Annotated in this window: 17 protein-coding genes; 8 read left to right on the top strand and 9 right to left on the bottom strand. The window is 68.9% G+C overall.

Annotation, left to right across the window (positions count from 1 at the left end; all coding sequences use genetic code 11):
- Positions 1-41: 41 nt before the first annotated feature.
- On the top strand, positions 42-2,765 hold the full coding sequence (locus ABGI63_RS07105) for a TonB-dependent receptor (RefSeq protein WP_349741780.1): 2,724 nt from the start codon (positions 42-44) through the stop codon (positions 2,763-2,765).
- A gap of 7 nt (positions 2,766-2,772) precedes the next feature.
- Here the strand turns inward: ABGI63_RS07105 and ABGI63_RS07110 are convergent, their stop codons facing one another.
- The 3 genes from ABGI63_RS07110 to ABGI63_RS07120 all read right to left on the bottom strand — a co-directional run bounded on the left by ABGI63_RS07110 (position 2,773) and on the right by ABGI63_RS07120 (position 4,671).
- Positions 2,773-3,675: a PEP-CTERM sorting domain-containing protein gene (locus ABGI63_RS07110; protein WP_349741782.1), complete on the bottom strand. Its 903-nt coding sequence runs from the start codon at positions 3,673-3,675 to the stop codon at positions 2,773-2,775.
- Between the two features lie 75 nt (positions 3,676-3,750).
- Positions 3,751-4,221: a CreA family protein gene (locus tag ABGI63_RS07115; protein WP_349741783.1), complete on the bottom strand. Its 471-nt coding sequence runs from the start codon at positions 4,219-4,221 to the stop codon at positions 3,751-3,753.
- Between the two features lie 30 nt (positions 4,222-4,251).
- Positions 4,252-4,671: a VOC family protein gene (locus tag ABGI63_RS07120; protein WP_269841313.1), complete on the bottom strand. Its 420-nt coding sequence runs from the start codon at positions 4,669-4,671 to the stop codon at positions 4,252-4,254.
- A gap of 139 nt (positions 4,672-4,810) precedes the next feature.
- Here ABGI63_RS07120 and ABGI63_RS07125 point away from each other — a divergent pair, with 139 nt between their 5' ends.
- Positions 4,811-5,020, top strand: a complete 210-nt coding sequence (locus ABGI63_RS07125) for a hypothetical protein (protein WP_349741784.1) — start codon at positions 4,811-4,813, stop codon at positions 5,018-5,020.
- 38 nt (positions 5,021-5,058) lie between these two features.
- Positions 5,059-5,682: a YiaD family glycine zipper/OmpA-like lipoprotein gene (locus ABGI63_RS07130; protein ID WP_490424227.1), complete on the top strand. Its 624-nt coding sequence runs from the start codon at positions 5,059-5,061 to the stop codon at positions 5,680-5,682.
- A gap of 41 nt (positions 5,683-5,723) precedes the next feature.
- Here the strand turns inward: ABGI63_RS07130 and ABGI63_RS07135 are convergent, their stop codons facing one another.
- From ABGI63_RS07135 to ABGI63_RS07160, 6 genes are all read right to left on the bottom strand, one after another.
- Positions 5,724-6,047 carry an EthD family reductase gene (locus ABGI63_RS07135; protein WP_349741787.1) on the bottom strand — a complete coding sequence of 108 codons (324 nt, stop codon included), beginning with the start codon at positions 6,045-6,047 and terminating at the stop codon, positions 5,724-5,726.
- 120 nt (positions 6,048-6,167) lie between these two features.
- The gene (locus ABGI63_RS07140; RefSeq protein ID WP_349741789.1) at positions 6,168-6,563 is read right to left on the bottom strand and encodes a VOC family protein; all 396 of its coding nucleotides are present in this window, start codon (positions 6,561-6,563) and stop codon (positions 6,168-6,170) included.
- A gap of 236 nt (positions 6,564-6,799) precedes the next feature.
- Positions 6,800-7,297 carry a GNAT family N-acetyltransferase gene (locus ABGI63_RS07145; RefSeq protein ID WP_349741790.1) on the bottom strand — a complete coding sequence of 166 codons (498 nt, stop codon included), beginning with the start codon at positions 7,295-7,297 and terminating at the stop codon, positions 6,800-6,802.
- A 37-nt stretch (positions 7,298-7,334) separates the two neighbouring features.
- Entirely contained in the window at positions 7,335-9,437 is a 2,103-nt protein-coding gene (gene fusA / locus ABGI63_RS07150) for an elongation factor G (RefSeq protein WP_349741792.1), read from the bottom strand.
- A gap of 142 nt (positions 9,438-9,579) precedes the next feature.
- On the bottom strand, positions 9,580-9,924 hold the full coding sequence (locus ABGI63_RS07155) for an antibiotic biosynthesis monooxygenase family protein (protein WP_349741793.1): 345 nt from the start codon (positions 9,922-9,924) through the stop codon (positions 9,580-9,582).
- Positions 9,921-10,952, bottom strand: a complete 1,032-nt coding sequence (locus tag ABGI63_RS07160) for a cytochrome P450 family protein (RefSeq protein ID WP_349741795.1) — start codon at positions 10,950-10,952, stop codon at positions 9,921-9,923. Before ABGI63_RS07160 ends, ABGI63_RS07155 begins: the two co-directional genes overlap by 4 nt.
- A gap of 79 nt (positions 10,953-11,031) precedes the next feature.
- Between ABGI63_RS07160 and ABGI63_RS07165 the strand changes: the two genes are divergently transcribed.
- The 5 genes from ABGI63_RS07165 (at position 11,032) to ABGI63_RS07185 (ending at position 17,021) form a co-directional block, all read left to right on the top strand.
- Positions 11,032-11,733, top strand: a complete 702-nt coding sequence (locus ABGI63_RS07165) for an ArsR/SmtB family transcription factor (protein WP_349741797.1) — start codon at positions 11,032-11,034, stop codon at positions 11,731-11,733.
- Positions 11,730-12,527 (top strand): DUF72 domain-containing protein, encoded by a 798-nt coding sequence (locus ABGI63_RS07170; protein WP_349741798.1) that lies wholly within the window; start codon positions 11,730-11,732, stop codon positions 12,525-12,527. Before ABGI63_RS07165 ends, ABGI63_RS07170 begins: the two co-directional genes overlap by 4 nt.
- 33 nt (positions 12,528-12,560) lie before the next feature.
- Positions 12,561-14,207, top strand: coding sequence for a hypothetical protein (locus ABGI63_RS07175; protein ID WP_349741800.1), 1,647 nt, complete (start codon positions 12,561-12,563; stop codon positions 14,205-14,207).
- Positions 14,208-14,301: 94 nt separating this feature from the next.
- On the top strand, positions 14,302-16,008 hold the full coding sequence (locus tag ABGI63_RS07180; protein WP_349741801.1) for a PAS domain-containing hybrid sensor histidine kinase/response regulator: 1,707 nt from the start codon (positions 14,302-14,304) through the stop codon (positions 16,006-16,008).
- A gap of 32 nt (positions 16,009-16,040) precedes the next feature.
- Positions 16,041-17,021: a transglycosylase SLT domain-containing protein gene (locus tag ABGI63_RS07185; RefSeq protein ID WP_349741802.1), complete on the top strand. Its 981-nt coding sequence runs from the start codon at positions 16,041-16,043 to the stop codon at positions 17,019-17,021.
- Position 17,022 lies beyond the last annotated feature (1 nt).

Below are 17,022 nucleotides of genomic sequence, written 5' to 3' on the forward strand. Positions count from 1 at the left end.
GCCGCCTTCGTCCCGCCATCCCACAAGAGAACACAAAACCGATGAGACACGCTACGGCCCCCCACAAACTCGCCCCCCACACACCCGCGCTGACGCCGCTGGCCCTGGCCGCCTGCCTGGCCCTGGGCACGGGCGCCGCGCAGGCGCAGCCATCGCCACCGGCGGCCAAGCCGACCGCGCTGGATGCGGTGGTCGTGACCGGCATCCGCGCCGCGCTCGAGCAGGCCCTGAACCAGAAGCGCCAGGCCGATGGTCTGGTCGAGGTGGTGACGGCCGAAGACGTGGGCAAGATGCCCGACAAGAACGTCGCCGACTCGATCCAGCGCCTGCCCGGCATCAATATCAGCTCGGCCGCCGGCGGCGAGGGCGGCTTCGACGAGAACGACCGCGTCAGCATCCGCGGCACCACGCCGACGCTGACCCAGACCCTGATCAACGGCCACGCCATCGGCACTGGGGACTGGTTCATCCTGAACCAGTTCGGCTCGGTGGGGCGCAGCGCCAGCTTCTCGCTGCTGCCCTCCGAGCTGGTCGGCAAGGTCACGGTGCACAAGAGCGCGCGCGCCGACCTGATCGAGGGCGGCACCGCCGGCACCGTCAATGTCGAGACCCGCAAGCCGCTGGAGTTCAAGAAGGCGCTGACCGTGTTCGCTTCGGCCCAGGCCGTGCACTCGGACAAGGCCGGCAAGACCGATCCGCAGCTGGCCGCGCTGGTGAACATCAAGAACGCGGCCGGCGATCTGGGGGCGCTGTTCCAGATCTTCTCGCAGACCCGCCATGTGCGCCGCGACGGCCAGGAGATCCTGGGCTATGCCACCCTCGACGGCAGCGCCTGGGGCCACCAGCATGTGCTGGCCAGCAAGCCCGATCTGAAGGGCGTCAGCTACCCGACCATGATCGGCTCCAGCCTGTTCCAGCAGGAACGCAAGCGCCAGGGCGGCGCCTTCGAGCTGCAGGGCAAGCTGGGCCGCGACCTGGTCCTGGGCCTGAACGGTTTCTACTCCAAGCTCGACGCGGCCAATTACAACGTCAACTACCTGGCCCGCCCGGACCGCCTGTTCGACGGCCGCGCGCCCGACCCGAACACCCCCGGCGACACGGGCGTCAACGGCCTGGCGCCGTCCAAGTACGTGGTCAGCAACGGCCTGCTCAGCAGCGCCAGCTGGGACAAGACGGCGCTGGCGGTGGCCGAGGTCGACAGCATCTACCGCCCCGGCTCCAAGGCCGAGAGCTCCTATCTGAACCTGGACGGCAAATATCAGTTCAGCGATGCGCTGGTCCTGACGGCGCAACTGGGCCGCACCCGTGGCGTCGGCGAGACCGCCGAGGAGCACGCCTACGCCGCCGACCTGGCCAACTCGGGCCTGGGCTATGGCTTGAACGGCATGAAGCCGGCCCATGTCGAGTTTCCGGGCGCCAACCCGGCCGACTTCAAACAGACCGGTTTCAACTGGCTGTGGGGCCGCCAGAGCAAGTCGCTGGACAGCGAGAGCTATGGCCAGATCGATGCCGACTGGACGCTGGACCGCGGCGTGCTGGAGTCGGTCAAGTTCGGTGCCCGCTTTGCCTCGCATGAGCGCGATGTCAAAGTGCCCATCCAGGCGCGCCCCTCGCTGACGGGCGTCAAGGGGGCTCCCGGCTGGTCGGGCGGCAAATACCCCGGCGACTTCGGCGGCGGCCTGGGAGGCCCTGTGCTGAAGGACTTGTGGCTGCTCGACCCTGCGGCCATCCGCGACTGGTCGCTGGCCAACCGCTATGCCGACCCGGTGGTGCGCCACGAATGGCCGGCCGAGTTCGAGCTCAAGGAAGACACCCGGGCCGGCTATCTGATGGCCCAGCTCTCGGGTAGGGGCTGGCGCGGCAATGTGGGCCTGCGCGTCGTCAAGACCACGCAGGAGACGCTGATCAATGTGGCCGGCGGCGCCAAGCCCATCGTGGGCTCGGCCTGGGGCAAGTACAGCCAGGTCCGCAGCGAGCGCAGCTACACCGACTACCTGCCCAGCGCCAGCCTGCGCTACGAGCTGGACCGCAATCTGCTGCTGCGCGCCTCGGCCTCGCGCACGATGACGCGGCCCGACTTCAGTGCCCTGGGCGGCTCTGTCGGTCTGAACGACGACACGCTGACGGCCTCGGGCGGCAATCCGCAGCTCAACCCGGTGCGCTCCAACAACTTCGATCTGTCGGCCGAGTGGTATTTCGCGCCGCGCTCGCTGCTGTCGGCCGGCGTCTTCTATATGGACATGGGCTCCTACGTCAGCTACGGCAGCTACAAGGCCGACTTCTTCAACGACAAGCAGGGTGTGGTGCGCAGCTACACGGTGACCGCGCCCATCACTGTGTCGGCCAAGAACAAGGGCCTGGAGCTGGCCGTGCAGGCGCCGCTGTTCGGCAACTTCGGCGGCAATGCCAACTACACCTATGCCGACGGCGAGGACAGCGCCGGCCAGGACCTGGTCGGCGCCTCCAAGCACAGCTACAACCTGGGCGCCTACTATGAAGACGTCCGATGGAATGCGCGGCTGAACTACACCTACCGCAGCTCATTCCTGGCCGGCATCGACCGCAGCTTCGCCCAGCATATGGACGCCAGCGGCACCCTGTCCGCCTCGCTGAGCTACAAGTTCAGCGATCAGCTGAGCTTCACGTTTGACGCCCTCAATCTGAACAACCCGACGCTGAAGTACTACGGCAACAACAAGAACCAGCTGCGTTCGCTGTACAACAGCGGCCGGCAGTTCTACTTCGGCGTGCGGGCGCAGTTCTGATCGGTGCTCAGGCGCGGTGGCGACGCCGCGCCAGCCCGGCCAGCAGCGCCAGGCCGCTCAGCATCAGCGCGTAAGTGCCGGGCTCGGGCACGGCGGCGGTCGGCGCGACCATCGCGATGCCGCCGCCGAAGCTCAGGCCGTTGCGGCCCACCGGCAGGTCGGGGTCGCCGATCTGCGGCGGCAGCGGGTTGATGATGATGTTGTCTGTGCCCATGCGTGTCACCAGGGTCCAGGCCGCCTGGTCCGGGCCCAGCATCTTGCCGGCCTCGGCCTCGAAGCCGAAGCCCATGCCGGCGCAGCCCTCGTTCCACAGCAGCAGCCCGCACTGGGTGCCGCCGAACTTGGCGCTGGCGTCGGGGTTGGCCATGTTCTCGATCAGCGAGTCGCGGTTCAGCCAGGTGGTCGGCGCGATCGCGCTATTGGCCATGTGCTCGGCCGGGTCAGCCACGCCGTCGGTGTTCACATACCACTGCAGGATGCGGTAGGGCGAATCGAAGCTGGCGTCGCCGGTGGTGTTGACCCAGGCGCCGGGCTGCTGGCTGGGATCGATGAAGCGGTAAGACCAGCCGTCCGGCTGGAAGATGGTGTCCTGCTTGATTGCGCTCAGTGCGAACGGGGTCAGGATGGGCGCTTCATAGGTGCGCAGCATCGGCATGTCGCTGCGCCAGTCGCGCTTCCAGCTATTGGGGCCAGTCTGGCTCCATTGCTCCTGGAAGGCCTCGGTGCCCAGATTGATCACCGCGTACTGGAACAGCTTGGTGCTGGCGCTCAGGTCTTCGGTGAACCAGGCGGTGGCGTAGTCCTGGGTGTAGGGGCCGGGGGTGGGGAAGAGTTCGGCCGGGTTGGCCAGCGCGGCGCCGCCGCAGACGCTCAGGCCGAGCACGGCCGTCTTCAGGAACGAGGTTTTCATTGGATGGGGGCAAGATTTGACCCCCGGCATTCTGTCCGGCCCCGCTCCGATTGCAGCCCCCCACTCTTGGGGGTGTCAGCGCATCGGTATCGGCGTGGCCCGGTCCACCGGCACGGCGGTGACGCTGTTCTGCGGCGAGCCCTCGATGACCCGGTCCGAGTAGGTCAGATAGACCAGGGTGTTGCGCTTGGCGTCAACCATGCGGACGATGCGCAGCTTCTTGAACACCAGCGAGATGCGCTCGTTGAACACCTCCTCCTGCTGCGCCAGCGGCTTGGCGATGCTGATCGGGCCGACCTGGCGGCAGGCGATCGAGGCCTCGGCCTTGTCCTCGGCCAGGCCCAGCGCGCCCTTGATGCCGCCGGTCTTGGCGCGCGAGACATAGCAGGCCACACCTGACACCTTGGGATCGTCATAGGCATCGACGACGATCTTGTGATCCGGCCCGAGGAACTTGAACACCGTGTCCACCTCGCCCACCGGCTCGGCCCGCACGCAGGCGGCCAGCGCCGCCAGTCCCAGCAGGGACAGCCATACCTTCTTCATCTCGGAAGCTCCTTGTTGTCAAGACGTTCTTCAGTGGGCAAGACCCGGCCCCTTGAGTTCGATCTGGTTGCCATCCGGGTCGGCCAGATAGAGCGAGGGGCCGTCGCCCTCGGCGCCGAAGTTGATCTGGGCCGCGGCGCTGCGCGGCAAGCCGTGGGCGAGCAGGTGCTCGATGATGGCCGCCTCGTCGAAGGGCTCGATGCGCAGGCAGACATGGTCCATATTGCGGCCTTGCTCGGCCGCGGCGGCGCCGCCCTTGCGACCGAGCGGGCCGTCGACCGAGATCAGATCGATCAGCGAGCTGCCGGCACGCAGATGCACCAGGCCCAGATCATCCCTCCGCCTGAGCACCTCGCAGGCCAGCAGCTCGGCATAGAAGCGGATCGAGCGTTCCAGGTCCTGGACACGCAGCACGATATGGTCGATGCGTTGCACTGAAAACGGCGGCACGGCGGCTCCCTCGTGGTTTGTCGATGCGGCATTGTGGACGAGCTCGCAGGGCTTTGTATGAATCTGAAAATGGGTTCTTGTCCTACAGCCGACCCCAGGGGCGAGCGCCATACTGGCGGCCATCAAATGGAGTTCTGTGATGGAGATTGACGAGAGCTTGATGGAGCGATACCGACGGCTGCAGCAAGACCTGGCACGCGCCTACCGCGACCTGCCATGGCAGAGCAGCCGGATCGACCGCATCGCCGACGAACTGCAGGCCACCGAGCAGGCCCTGGCGCAGCGGCCCTGCGCCCACCTGCCGCCGCCTGACACCCGCCAATCCAAAGCCTGGAGCCATTGCCCATGAAGTCCATCCTCCGTCCCTCGTTCCGCCGCCCCGCCTTGATGACGGCCACGCTGTCCCTTGCCTTGCTGGCCGCCGGCTGCGCCTCGATGAGCGAGCGTGAGCAGGGCACGGCTAAGGGGGCGGCGGTCGGTGCCGTGGCCGGCGCCATCCTGGGCTCGGCCACCGGTGGCAAGGCCGGGCAGAGCGCGGTGATCGGCGGCGCCATCGGCGCGGTGGCCGGCAACCTCTGGTCCAAGCATCTGGAAGACAAGCGCAAGGCCCTGGCCACGGCCAGCGCCGGCACCGGCATCGAGGTCGACCGCACCGCCGACAACCAGCTCAAGCTCAATGTGCCCAGCGACTTCTCCTTCGATGTCGGCCGCGCCGACATCAAGCCACAGATGCGCCCGGTGCTCGATGAGATCGGCCGCAACCTCGACCCCAAGGTGCGGGTGACCGTGGTCGGCCATACCGACAGCACCGGCAGCGACGCGATCAACGAACCGCTGGCCATGGACCGTGCCGAATCGGTGCGCGACTACCTGGCCAACCGTGGCGTCAGCCGCAGCCGCATGGCGGTCGAAGGCCGGGGTGCCCGCGAGCCGGTCGCCAGCAATGCCAACGATACCGGTCGCGCGCAGAACCGCCGCGTCGAGATCTTCCTGGCCGAGCCGGCGAGCTAATCGCTCTTATCGCCGGATTCAAGGATCTGCGTGTCTCGGCCTCAATCCATCGGATGGCTGTCGACCTCGCTGAGGTGCAACTCGGGCCGGATGTCGGTGTAGTTCGGCAGATCGGCCAGCAGGGCGGCGCCGGCCTGTTGCAGCGCGGCCTGGGCGGCGGCCAGCGTGGCGAAGCAGGCGTTGGAGGTGGCGATGATCTGGCCCGGTGCCAGCGGGTGGGCGGACCGGGTCAGGTCGCTCTCCAGCCGCTGCAAGCCCAGCGGCCGCAGCAGTTCGCGGGTGAGTCGCATATGTTCGGTCTGGTAGTAGGCGTGATCGAAACGTGCGCCCTCGAACCATCGGTAGTTGCCGCTGATCTTGACCATCGGTGCAGTCCTCGCTGTTATGTCTTGACCGGCTTGTCGAGACCGGCCAGCGCCGAGGCTAGCAGCCGCTGCTGCGAGCGCCTGGCGCCCAGGTGACAGCGCTGGCCATCGGAACCGGACTCAGGGCAGGTGCTGGCGCAGCTGCAGCACATTGCCCTCGGGATCGAGTCCGTCGCAGACGCGGGTGCCACGAATCAGCCAGCCCCGCTCATCCGCGACGATGTCGCCACCCAGGCGCTGGGCCGTTTCTCGGGCGGCCTGCAGGCTCTCGACATTGAAGAACAGCTTGATCGGCGTCTCGCTGCGCCGCTCGGGCGGTGTCGTGATCACGATGCCGGCCGCGATGCGGGCCGGAATGGCGTGCATCACCAGCTCGAAGCCAGGCCCTGCGAGCAGCACATGGTCGGCCGCCTCCTGCTGCCGGCTCAGCCCGATCACCTGTTCGTAGAACCGTGTCAGACGCTGCAGGTCTTTGGCGAATATCACGGCGCCGAAGGGTGCTTGGGGTTCGGACATGGAGACCTCCGTTTCTTGAGAAAAACTCTTTATGTGTTTTGCAATCCGGTTTACCGGGCAAGCAGGGCGGAGCGCCGAGCGCGGCGGGTGAGGGGCTACGCTCATGTCCTCCGGCCTGCGGCCTCCCCCTTTACTTCGCTTCGCCCCTCACCCACCACACTCGGCACAAGCTGCGGCGCCTGCTTCGAAGCCCGCTTCGACGCCCGGCGTGGCAGATCAGGCGGACTGGGCCGTCTTCACAGTGGATTGGCCTTCCGCTCCCTAACCATGTACAGCGCCGGACCGTCTGGCGTCGTGACAAGCTCGACCGCCCGAAATCCGGCCTTTTCGTAGCAGCGGATCGCGCGATGATTGCCCGGGTCGGGATCGGTCTGGATCAGGGTCACCGCCGGGTCGCGGAACAGCTGCTCGACCAGGGCCGAGACCAGCTGCGTGCCGAGTCCCTGGCCGAGATCCTCGCTGTGCGCGAGGAACTGGTCGATGCCGCGCATGCCGGGGTCCGTCACGAAGTCCCACCAGCCATCGCCGTTGCCCATCGCGAGATAGGACTGGGCGAAGCCGATGGCGCGTCCACCCCGCATCGCGATATAGGGCATGACCTGGTCTGCGGCCATCACCGCAGGCGAATAGCTGGCCTGGGTCTCGGCCAGCGTCAGCCCCGCGTCGCCCCACCATGGGGCCAGATGCGGGGCTTGCAGCCAGCGATGGATCAGCGGGACGTCGTGCTCCATCATCGGACGGAGCACGACGCCGTGAGGCGCCTCACCCAACTTACTTGCCCCGCGCCGTGATGATGGCGTCGGCGACGTTCTTCGGCGCCTCGCTGTAGTGCTTGAACTCCATCGTGTAGGTGGCACGGCCCTGGGTGGCGGAGCGCAAGGTGGTCGAGTAGCCGAACATCTCGGACAGCGGCACCTCGGCCTTGATGAGCTTGCCGCCGCCGACCATATCGTCCATGCCCTGCACCATGCCGCGGCGACTGGACAGATCGCCCATCACCGTGCCGGCATAGTCCTCGGGCGTCTCGACCTCGACCGCCATCATCGGCTCCAGGATCACCGGGCTGGCCTTGCGGCAGGCTTCCTTGAAGCCCATGCTGGCGGCCATCTTGAAGGCGTTCTCGTTCGAGTCGACCTCATGGTAGGAGCCGAAGGTCAGCGTGACCTTGACATCCACCACCGGATAGCCGGCCAGCACGCCGTTGGGCAAGGTGTCGCGCACGCCCTTCTCGACCGCCGGGATGAACTCGCGCGGCACGACGCCGCCCTTGATCGCATCGACGAACTCGAAGCCCTTGCCCGGTTCCTGCGGCTCGACGCTCAGCACGACATGGCCGTACTGGCCCTTGCCGCCCGACTGGCGCACGAACTTGCCCTCGACATCGCTGACCGATTTGCGGATCGTCTCGCGGTAGGCCACCTGCGGCTTGCCGACATTGGCTTCCACGCCGAACTCGCGCTTCATGCGGTCGACGATGATTTCCAGGTGCAGCTCGCCCATGCCCGAGATGATGGTCTGGCCTGACTCCTCATCGGTGCGCAGACGGAAGGACGGATCTTCCTTGGCCAGACGGCCCAGGGCGATGCCCATCTTTTCCTGGTCAGCCTTGGTCTTGGGCTCGACGGCCTGCGAGATCACCGGTTCCGGGAACACCATCTTCTCCAGCGTGATGATGGCCTCGGGGTCGCACAGCGTCTCGCCGGTGGTCACGTCCTTCAGGCCCACGCAGGCGGCGATGTCGCCGGCCAGGATCTCCGAGATCTCCTCGCGCTGGTTGGCGTGCATCTGCAGGATGCGGCCGATACGCTCCTTCTTGCCGCGAATCGGGTTGAACACCGAGTCGCCCGACTTCAGCACGCCCGAATAGACGCGCACAAAGGTCAGCTGACCGACATAGGGATCGGTCATCAGCTTGAAGGCCAGGGCCGAGAACTTGGCATCGTCGGAGGCATCGCGCGTCGTCGGCTTGTCGTCCTCATCGGTGCCCGGCACCGGCGGCACATCGATCGGCGAGGGCATCAGCTCGATGACGGCATCCAGCATGCGCTGCACGCCCTTGTTCTTGAAGGCCGAGCCGCACAGCATGGGCTGGATCTCGCCGGCGATGGTGCGCTTGCGCAGGCCCAGCTTGATGTCGTCCTCGCTGAGCTCGCCGGCCTCCAGGTATTTGTTCATCAGCGCCTCGTCGGCCTCGGCCGCTGACTCGACCATCTTCTCGCGCCAGGTCTGGCAGGTCGCGAGCAGCTCGGCCGGGATCTCCTCGTATGTGAACTTCATGCCCTGCGAGGCCTCGTCCCAGAGGATGGCCTTCATCTTCAGCAGGTCGACGACGCCACGGAAATGATCCTCGGCGCCGATGGGCACGACGATGGGCACCGGATTGGCCTTCAGCCGGTCCACCATCATCTGGCGCACGCGGAAGAAGTCCGCCCCGACGCGGTCCATCTTGTTGACAAAGGCAAGACGTGGCACCTTGTACTTATTGGCCTGGCGCCAGACGGTCTCGCTCTGCGGCTGCACGCCGCCGACCGAGTCGTACACCATCACCGCGCCGTCCAGCACCCGCATCGAGCGCTCGACCTCGATCGTGAAGTCGACGTGGCCGGGGGTGTCGATGATGTTGATGCGGTGCTCGGGCAGCGAGAGGTCCATGCCCTTCCAGAAGCAGGTGGTGGCGGCCGAGGTGATGGTGATGCCGCGCTCCTGCTCCTGCTCCATCCAGTCCATCGTGGCCGCGCCATCGTGCACCTCACCGATCTTGTGATTCACACCGGTATAGAACAGGATGCGCTCGGTGGTGGTGGTCTTGCCGGCGTCGATATGGGCGGAGATGCCGATATTGCGATAGCGCTCGATGGGGGTCTTGCGGGACATGATGTCACTCCAGTGAGAGGATGAAGCGGAGCTTGGGTGGGCCAGCATAAGGCCGGGCCCCAAGTTCAGCTACCGTCAGGGCTTCTGACTGCCCTCATCTATGGGGTGATGGGCCGAAGTTCAAGTCGCGCCTGGGCGCTCCTCAGCCATGGCGGCTGCGGCTGTCGGCCGGCGCCTGCTCGCGCGGGTGCAGGCCATAGTCGCGCAGCACCGCCGCCACGCGCAGCCGGTAGTCGGCAAACACCCCGGCGCGGCCCTCGCTCTGGGCCGCCCGGTGCGCCTCCAGCCGGCGCCAGCCTTGCACGGCTTCCTCGTCGCGCCAGAACGACAGCGACAGCAGCTTGCCCGGATCGCTGAGGCTCTGGAAACGCTCGATGCTGATGAAGCCGTCCATCTGCTCCAGCAGGGGCTTCAGCTCGGCGGCCAGGTCCAGATAGCGCTGACGGCCCTCGGGCCGGGGTTGGACTTCGAAAATGATGGCGATCATGGCGTGGCGGGGTCCTGTGGGTCGGTGAAGGCGGGGACGTGGGCATTGGCCAGGGTCAGGCCTTGCGCGGGTGTCGGCCAGCACCTGCCGTCCTGGTGCTCCAGCAGCAGCTCCAGCGCGGCGGCGGCGGTCTCCAGGGCCAGGTCTTGCCCAGGGCAGCGGTGAGCGCCGGCGCCGAAGCCCAGATCGTCGGCTTCGGCGCTATTGCCGGCCAGATTCAGCAGCAGGGCGTCGCCCGGCTGCAGCTGTACCCCGCCGATCTCCAGCGCCTGCAGGGCGAAGCGCCGGGTGTTGCGCACGCCACCGCCCTCGCGCAGCAGGGTCGGCAGCCAGGCCCGCATCTGGCCGGGCCGGCGCAGCGCCGGCTCGGCGGCCAGCCGCGCCAGTGCGTTGCCCAGCAGGGCGGCGCCGGCCTCATGGCTCTGCCACAGCAGGGCCAGGCGATTAGCCTCGAATTCAGCGCCGCCGCCCGGCCATTGCTGCGCCGGCGCCAGCCGGTTCAGGCAGGCCTGCAGCGGCGCCGCCGCAGCAGCGGGGGCGGCCAGGGCCTGTAGCAGGGCCGCGCAGGCCGGCTCGGCGGCGGCCGCCGGTCCGCCCTGCAGGGCGCCGGCCATCGCCCGCAGCTGCTCGTGCAGCCAGCGCTGCTCGGCCAGGCTGTCGAGCCGCAGCCCGAGCAGAGCGGCGATGCTGGCCGACGGTGTGGCCCAGACCCAGTGGTTCCAGCCCCCGCTCAAGGCCAGTGCGGCCTGGCGTCGCGCCTGGGCCCGCAGCTCGGCGGCGGGCAGGGCCTGCAGCGCCCGGGCCAGGGCCTGCTTGGGCGCGCTCCTCGCGGCGTCGTCGCGCTGGCGCAGCCACAGCCCGAACAGCCGGCCCAGCCGGCTGCCCTCCAGAGGGGCCGGCAGCGGCTGGCCGGGCGGGCGCACCCCCAGCTCGGGGCGCTGCAGCAGCGCGGCGCTCAGCGCCGGATGTTCGGCCTGCCACAGGCCCAGCTCGGGGCGCTGTTGCAAGGCGGTATGGGGGCAGGGCATCGCTTGATCTTTCTCGGGTGGTTCACAAGCCTTGACTGTGCCTTTTGGCCGCGCGGCACGCTTCGCTTAGCATCGAAGCATGGATGTCATCACCGCCGACCAGGCGCTTGCGCCGATTGCCGCCAGCATGGCCGAGCCGGTGCGGGCCCGTATGCTCTGTTGTCTGATGGACGGCCATGCCCGCACGGCCACCGAGCTGGCGGCCGTTGGCGAGGTCTCGGCCTCGACCGCCAGCGCCCATCTGGCGCGGCTGAGCGGCCAGGGCCTGATCGAATGCCTGGCCCAGGGCAAGCACCGCTATTACCGCCTGGCCAGCGCCGAGGTGGGCCAGGCGCTGGAGGCCTTGCTGGTGCTGGCCGGTGGGCCGCGCGCCCGCTTCGAGCCCAGCACGCCCACCGATCTGCGCGCGGCGCGGCGCTGCTACGACCATCTGGCCGGCGAGTGGGGCGTGCGCCTGCATGACCATGCGCTGCGCCGCGATTGGATCAGCGCCGTGCCTAGCGAGGCACGCGGCTATGCGCTGACCGAGGCGGGGGCTGCCGCGCTGGCGGACCTGGGGGTCGATGTCGCGGCGGCGCGCAGCGCGCGGCGCCGCCGCCTGGCCTGCGCCTGCATGGATTGGAGCGAGCGCCGCCCGCATCTGGGCGGCGCGCTGGGTGCCGTCTGGCTGCAGGCCTTGCTGGCCCAGGGCTGGCTGCGCCCGGAGCTGGACAGCCGGGCCCTGCGGCCAACCCGGCGCGGCGCGCAGCGGCTGGCCGAACTCTTGGGGGAGCCTGTATGACGGCGCGCATTCGCGTGGGTATTGGTGGCTGGAATTTCGAGCCCTGGCGCAACAACTTCTATCCGGCCGGCTGGCCGCACAGCCGCGAGCTCGAGTACGCCAGCCGCCGGCTGACGGCCATCGAGATCAACAGCACCTATTACAGCTCGCAGGCTCCGGCCACCTTCGCCAGATGGCGCGACACGGTGCCCGATGATTTCCTGTTCTCGCTGAAGGCCTCGCGCTTCGCGACCAACCGCCGTGTGCTGGCCGAGGCCGGCGAGTCGGTGCGGCGCTTCGTCGACAGCGGCATCGCCGAACTGGGCCCCAAGCTGGGGCCTATCGTCTGGCAATTCGCACCGAGCAAGCGCTTCGATCCGGTCGACTTCGAGGCCTTTCTGCAACTGCTGCCGGCCCAGGTCGGCGGTCTGGGCCTGCGCCATGCGCTCGATGTGCGGCACGAGAGCTTCCGCACGCCGGAGTACCTGGCGCTGGCGCGCCGCTACGGTGCGGCCACCGTGCTGACCGAGTCCGACGACTACCCGGCCATCGCCGACCTGACCGGCGGCTTCGTCTACTGCCGCATCATGCGCACCGAGTCGGCCCTGCCCGAGGGCTGCCCGCCGGCCACGCTGGACCAGCTGGCGGCCTGCGCCCGGCTCTGGCGCGAGGGCGGGCAGCCGAGCGGGCTGCCGCTGGTCGAGCCGGCCTTCGCGCCACCGGCCGCGCCGCGCGATGTGTTCATGTTCTTCATCAGCGGAGCCAAGGAACGCGCGCCGGCGGCGGCCCAGGCCCTGATCGGGCGCCTGGGCTGATGCCGGGCCCGCACAGCGATTCGGGAGCCCTGCATGAGTGAGCCTGTCGCGATGACCGCCAAGCAGGTCCGGCGCCTGCACCAGATCCTGCTGTGGCCGCTGCGCCTGATGCCCATCGGCGCTGCGCCGGGCGCCCCGCGCCGTCCCTGGGAGCTGCTGCTGGCCCAGGGCGAGCAGCCCTGGCGCGAGGTGGTGGACGAGTACACCGGCGACGCGGCGCGCTTTCACGAGCGCCACTACCAGGAGTTCGTCACCTTCCTGCCCTATGTGCAGCGCTTTCTCTACGGCGAGGGGCGTTCGCGGCCGGGCGATGCGCTGGGCGAATCGGGCATGAAGGTGCTGCGCCGCGACGATGTGGCGAGCCTGCGGCTGCGCAGCCGGCCGGGCGAGCCGCAGCTGTGCCTGGACGTGGTCCATATCGACCTGTATTTCTTCTTCGATGTCGATGTGGTGCTGCTGAATGTGGAACTGGCGGCCAGCGATCTGGCCCTGCGCCAGGCCCAGGACCTGCTGTACCGGCTGGGCCGCGCCTACCCCTCGGGCTGGGACGCCCAGGGCCTGCCGCTGCACACGCTGGCCGAGGCCGAGTGGCTGGGGCACGAGGGTCAGGTCTTGTCGGCCTCGGACGCGGGCCAGCGCGAGCGCTTCATCGCCCATGTGGCCGAGCACCGCGCGCCGCGCCTGTCGGCGCATTGGGACTGGCTGCTGCGGCCCCTGGTCAGCGACCAGTCGGAGGCCGCCGGCGTGCTGCGCTTTCGCCAGATCGAGTACTACCGGATGCCGATGATGGCCTATCTGGCGCTGGACGATCCCGGCGCACTGTCGCGCAGCGACTTTGTGCGCCTGGGCCTGGTGACCGGCGCGGCGGCCGATGAGGGCGGCCTGCCCTTCAGCGAGCCTTATCTGCAGGACTTCGAGCAGCGCTACTGCTACGACCGCTTCTGGAGCGCGGCCGGCGCGGCGCCGCAGACCCGTTATCTGTGCAGCGGCCATGCGCTGATCGTCGTGGGCCGTGCCGATGCCGAGTTCTTCTGCTGTCGCGACCGCGGCGTGCTGGCGCAGTTCCGCCACCAGCATTTCCTGGTCTTCCTGATCGCGCATTTTCAGAAGGCCGCGCTGCTGATGTTCTCGGACCGCCTGGTCGAGGCGCTGCGCCGGCTCAATATCAACGATGCCGACAATGTGCGGCGCTTCAAGCGGGCGATCCGTGCCAGCTTCGAGGGCTTTCTGCGCTTCTCGCATCGCTACTGGTTCCATGCGGTGGCCGAGCAGGCGCAGACGCGCGCGCTCTACCGCATGAGCGCCCAGCATCTGGAGCTCGACCCGCTCTATGCCGAGGTCAAGTCCCGCATCGGCGATATGAGCGACTATCTGGAAACCGACAATCTGCGCCGCCAGGCCAATACCGTGGTGCGCCTGACCGTCGTGACCATCTTCGGCCTGATCGGCACCATCACCACCGGCTTTCTGGGCATGAATCTGCTGGCCGAATCGGAGGCGCCGCTGTGGCAGCGGCTGCTGATGTTCGGCCTGACCCTGGGCGCGACGGTGGCGCTGACGGTCTACACCATGGTCAAGTCCAAGCGCCTGTCGGACTTTCTCGATGTGCTGTCCGACGAGCGCCTGCCCGGCATGGCCAAGCTGCGCGCCTTCGCGGCGGTCTGGCGCTCGGGCCCCTGAGCCGCCGGGCTTGCGGATGCGGGCGTTCCCGTGCAGCATGCGGCAGACAAATGGCGGCGGCCCCGAGGCCGACCGCAGACAGGGAGAGCCGACCATGATGCAACGAGGCCCCGCCCGCAGCGCGGGCACGCGCCGGCTCGGCAGCCGCCGGACCGAGCGCCATGCCGCCGCGCTGCTGAGCCAGCGCGAGCATTTCAGCCAGGAGCTGGCCGCCGCTGCGCGCTCGCGCGCCCAGGCCGAGCTGGTGACCCGCCTGATTGCCGACAATATGCCCGGCCGCGTCGTCTACTGGGACCGCGAGCTGCGCTGTCTGTTTGCCAACCAGGCCTATTTCGAGTGGTTCGGCCTGGCGCCCGAGCAGGTCATCGGCCGGCGCATGCCCGAGGTGCTGGATCATCGCTACTGGCGGGCCAACGAGCACTATGTGCGGGCGGCGCTGAGCGGCCGGGTCCAGAGCTTCGAGCGCGAGACCATCACCGGCGACGGCACGGCGATCTGGCACTGGGTGCAATATGTGCCCGATCTGCAGCAGGACCGGGTCGCCGGCTTCGTCGTGCTGGCGCTGGACATCACGGCGCGCAAGCAGGCCGAGCAGGCCTTGCAGGCCAGCCATGCCGAGCTCGCGCAGGCGCGCGACCGGGCCGAGGCCGCCAGCCGCGCCAAGAGTGCCTTCCTGGCCCATATGAGCCATGAGATCCGCACGCCGATGAATGCCATCATGGGCCTGAGCCATCTGCTGCAGCGCATGCCGCAGAACCAGCTGCACGATCAGAACCAACGCTATCTGGGTGAGATCGATGCGGCCGCCCAGCATCTGCTGCACATCATCAATGACGTGCTGGACATGTCCAAGATCGAGGCCGGCAAGCTGGTGCTGGAGGCCGAGGACTTCGACCCCGCCGAGCTGGCGCAGCGCGCCGTCGCCCAGCTGGCCGAGGCCGCCTATGCCAAGGGCCTGGACCTGCAGATGCGGACCGAGGGGCTGCCGCCGCTGCTGCGCGGCGATGCGACGCGCCTGACCCAGATGCTGCTGAACCTGCTCAGCAACGCGGTCAAGTACACCGAGCGGGGTCAGGTCATGCTGCGGCTGCAGCTGCTCAGCGAGGACGGGCCGCGGGTGAAGCTGGGTGTCGATGTGCTGGACAGTGGCATCGGCATCGAGCCGGCCGCGCTGGCGCGCCTGTTCGAGGCCTTCGAGCAGGCCGATGCCTCGACTGCGCGGCGCTATGGCGGCACCGGCCTGGGCCTGGCCATCACCCGACAGCTGGCGCGCCGCATGGGCGGCGATGCCGGCGCCGACAGCGTGCCCGGGCGGGGCAGCCGGTTCTGGTTCAGCGCCTGGATGGAGCGCGCCGCGACGCGCGCGCCGGTGCTGGCGCTGGAGCCGCTGCACCCGGCCGAGCTGCGGCTGCGCACCGAGCATGCCGGCCAGCGCGTCTTGCTGGCCGAGGACGACGCGGTCAACCAGATGGTGGCCTGGTCGCTGCTGCAGGCCGCCGGCCTGGAGGTGGACCTGGTCGACGACGGTGCGGCGGCGCTGCGGGCGGCGGGCGAACGGCCCTACGCCTTGATACTGCTCGACCTGCACATGCCCGAGCTCGACGGCATGGCCGCCTGCCAAGCCATCCGGCGCCTGCCCGGCCATGCCGACACGCCCGTCCTGGCGATGACGGGCAATGTCTTTGCCGAGGACCGCGCGGCCTGCCTGGCGGCCGGCATGAACGACCATATCGCCAAGCCGGTCGCGCCGGAGGACTTGTACGAAAGCCTGCTGCGCTGGCTGCCGCCCGGCAAACCCTAAACTGGGGGCTTGTCATCGCCAGCCTGCCTGCCATGTGCCCCTCTCCCCGCCGCCTTGCCGCCCTGACGCTGGTCTGTGGCCTGCTCGCGCTGGTCGGGCCGGCCCGGGCCCAGCTGCCGCCCTCGGCCCTGCCGACCCTGGACGGCCTGCCCCGGCCCACGACGCCGCCGCCCGAGATCGGGCCGGTGGTGCCGCCCCAGGTGCAGCGCTGGCGCCGCGAGGGCGAGGCCTACGAGCATGGCGACGGCGTGCCGCGCGACCCGGTGATGGCGGCCCAGCTCTATTGCCGCGCCGCCCGCTATGGCGACGCCGCCGCACAGTACAACCTGGCCTGGATGCTGACCAATGCGCGCGGCATCGAGCGCGACGATGCCCAGGCCGCCCATCTGTTCGCCGCCGCGGCCGAGCAGGGCCTGCAGCAGGCGGAGAACATGCTCAAGGCCATGGGCACGCCGCGCGGCGCGCCGCCGGCCTGCCTGCGCCCGCCCGACACCGACCCGGCGCCGCTGAAGCCCGGCACCCGCCTGCCGCCGCCACCCCCGCCGCCGCCGCCGGCCAATGCGCCCGAACCTATCGTGCGCTTCGTCACGCTGGTGGCGCCTGACTACCAGCTGGCCCCGCACCTGGTGCTGGCCGTGATGGCCACCGAATCGAACTTCGACCCGCTGGCCGAATCACCGAAGAAGGCCCAGGGCCTGATGCAGCTGATCCCCGACACGGCGGCCCGCTTCAAGGTCAGGAAGATCACCGACCCGGTGCAGAACATCCGCGGCGGCATGGCCTATCTGCGCTGGCTGCTGGCCTATTTCGAGGGCGATCTGTCCCTGGTGCTGGCGGCCTACAACGCCGGCGAGGGCGCGGTGGATCGCTACCGCGGCGTGCCGCCTTATGCCGAGACGCGGATGTATGTGCGGCGCATCCTGGCCGCGATCGGCGGCCAGCGCAGCCACCCCTTCGACCCGAGCGTGACCGCGCCCTCGCCGGTGCTGGGCTCGCGCCGCGCACCCGGCTGAG

The organism is Roseateles cavernae (assembly GCF_040187885.1).
Taxonomy (GTDB): Bacteria; Pseudomonadota; Gammaproteobacteria; order Burkholderiales; family Burkholderiaceae_C; genus Roseateles_E; species Roseateles_E cavernae.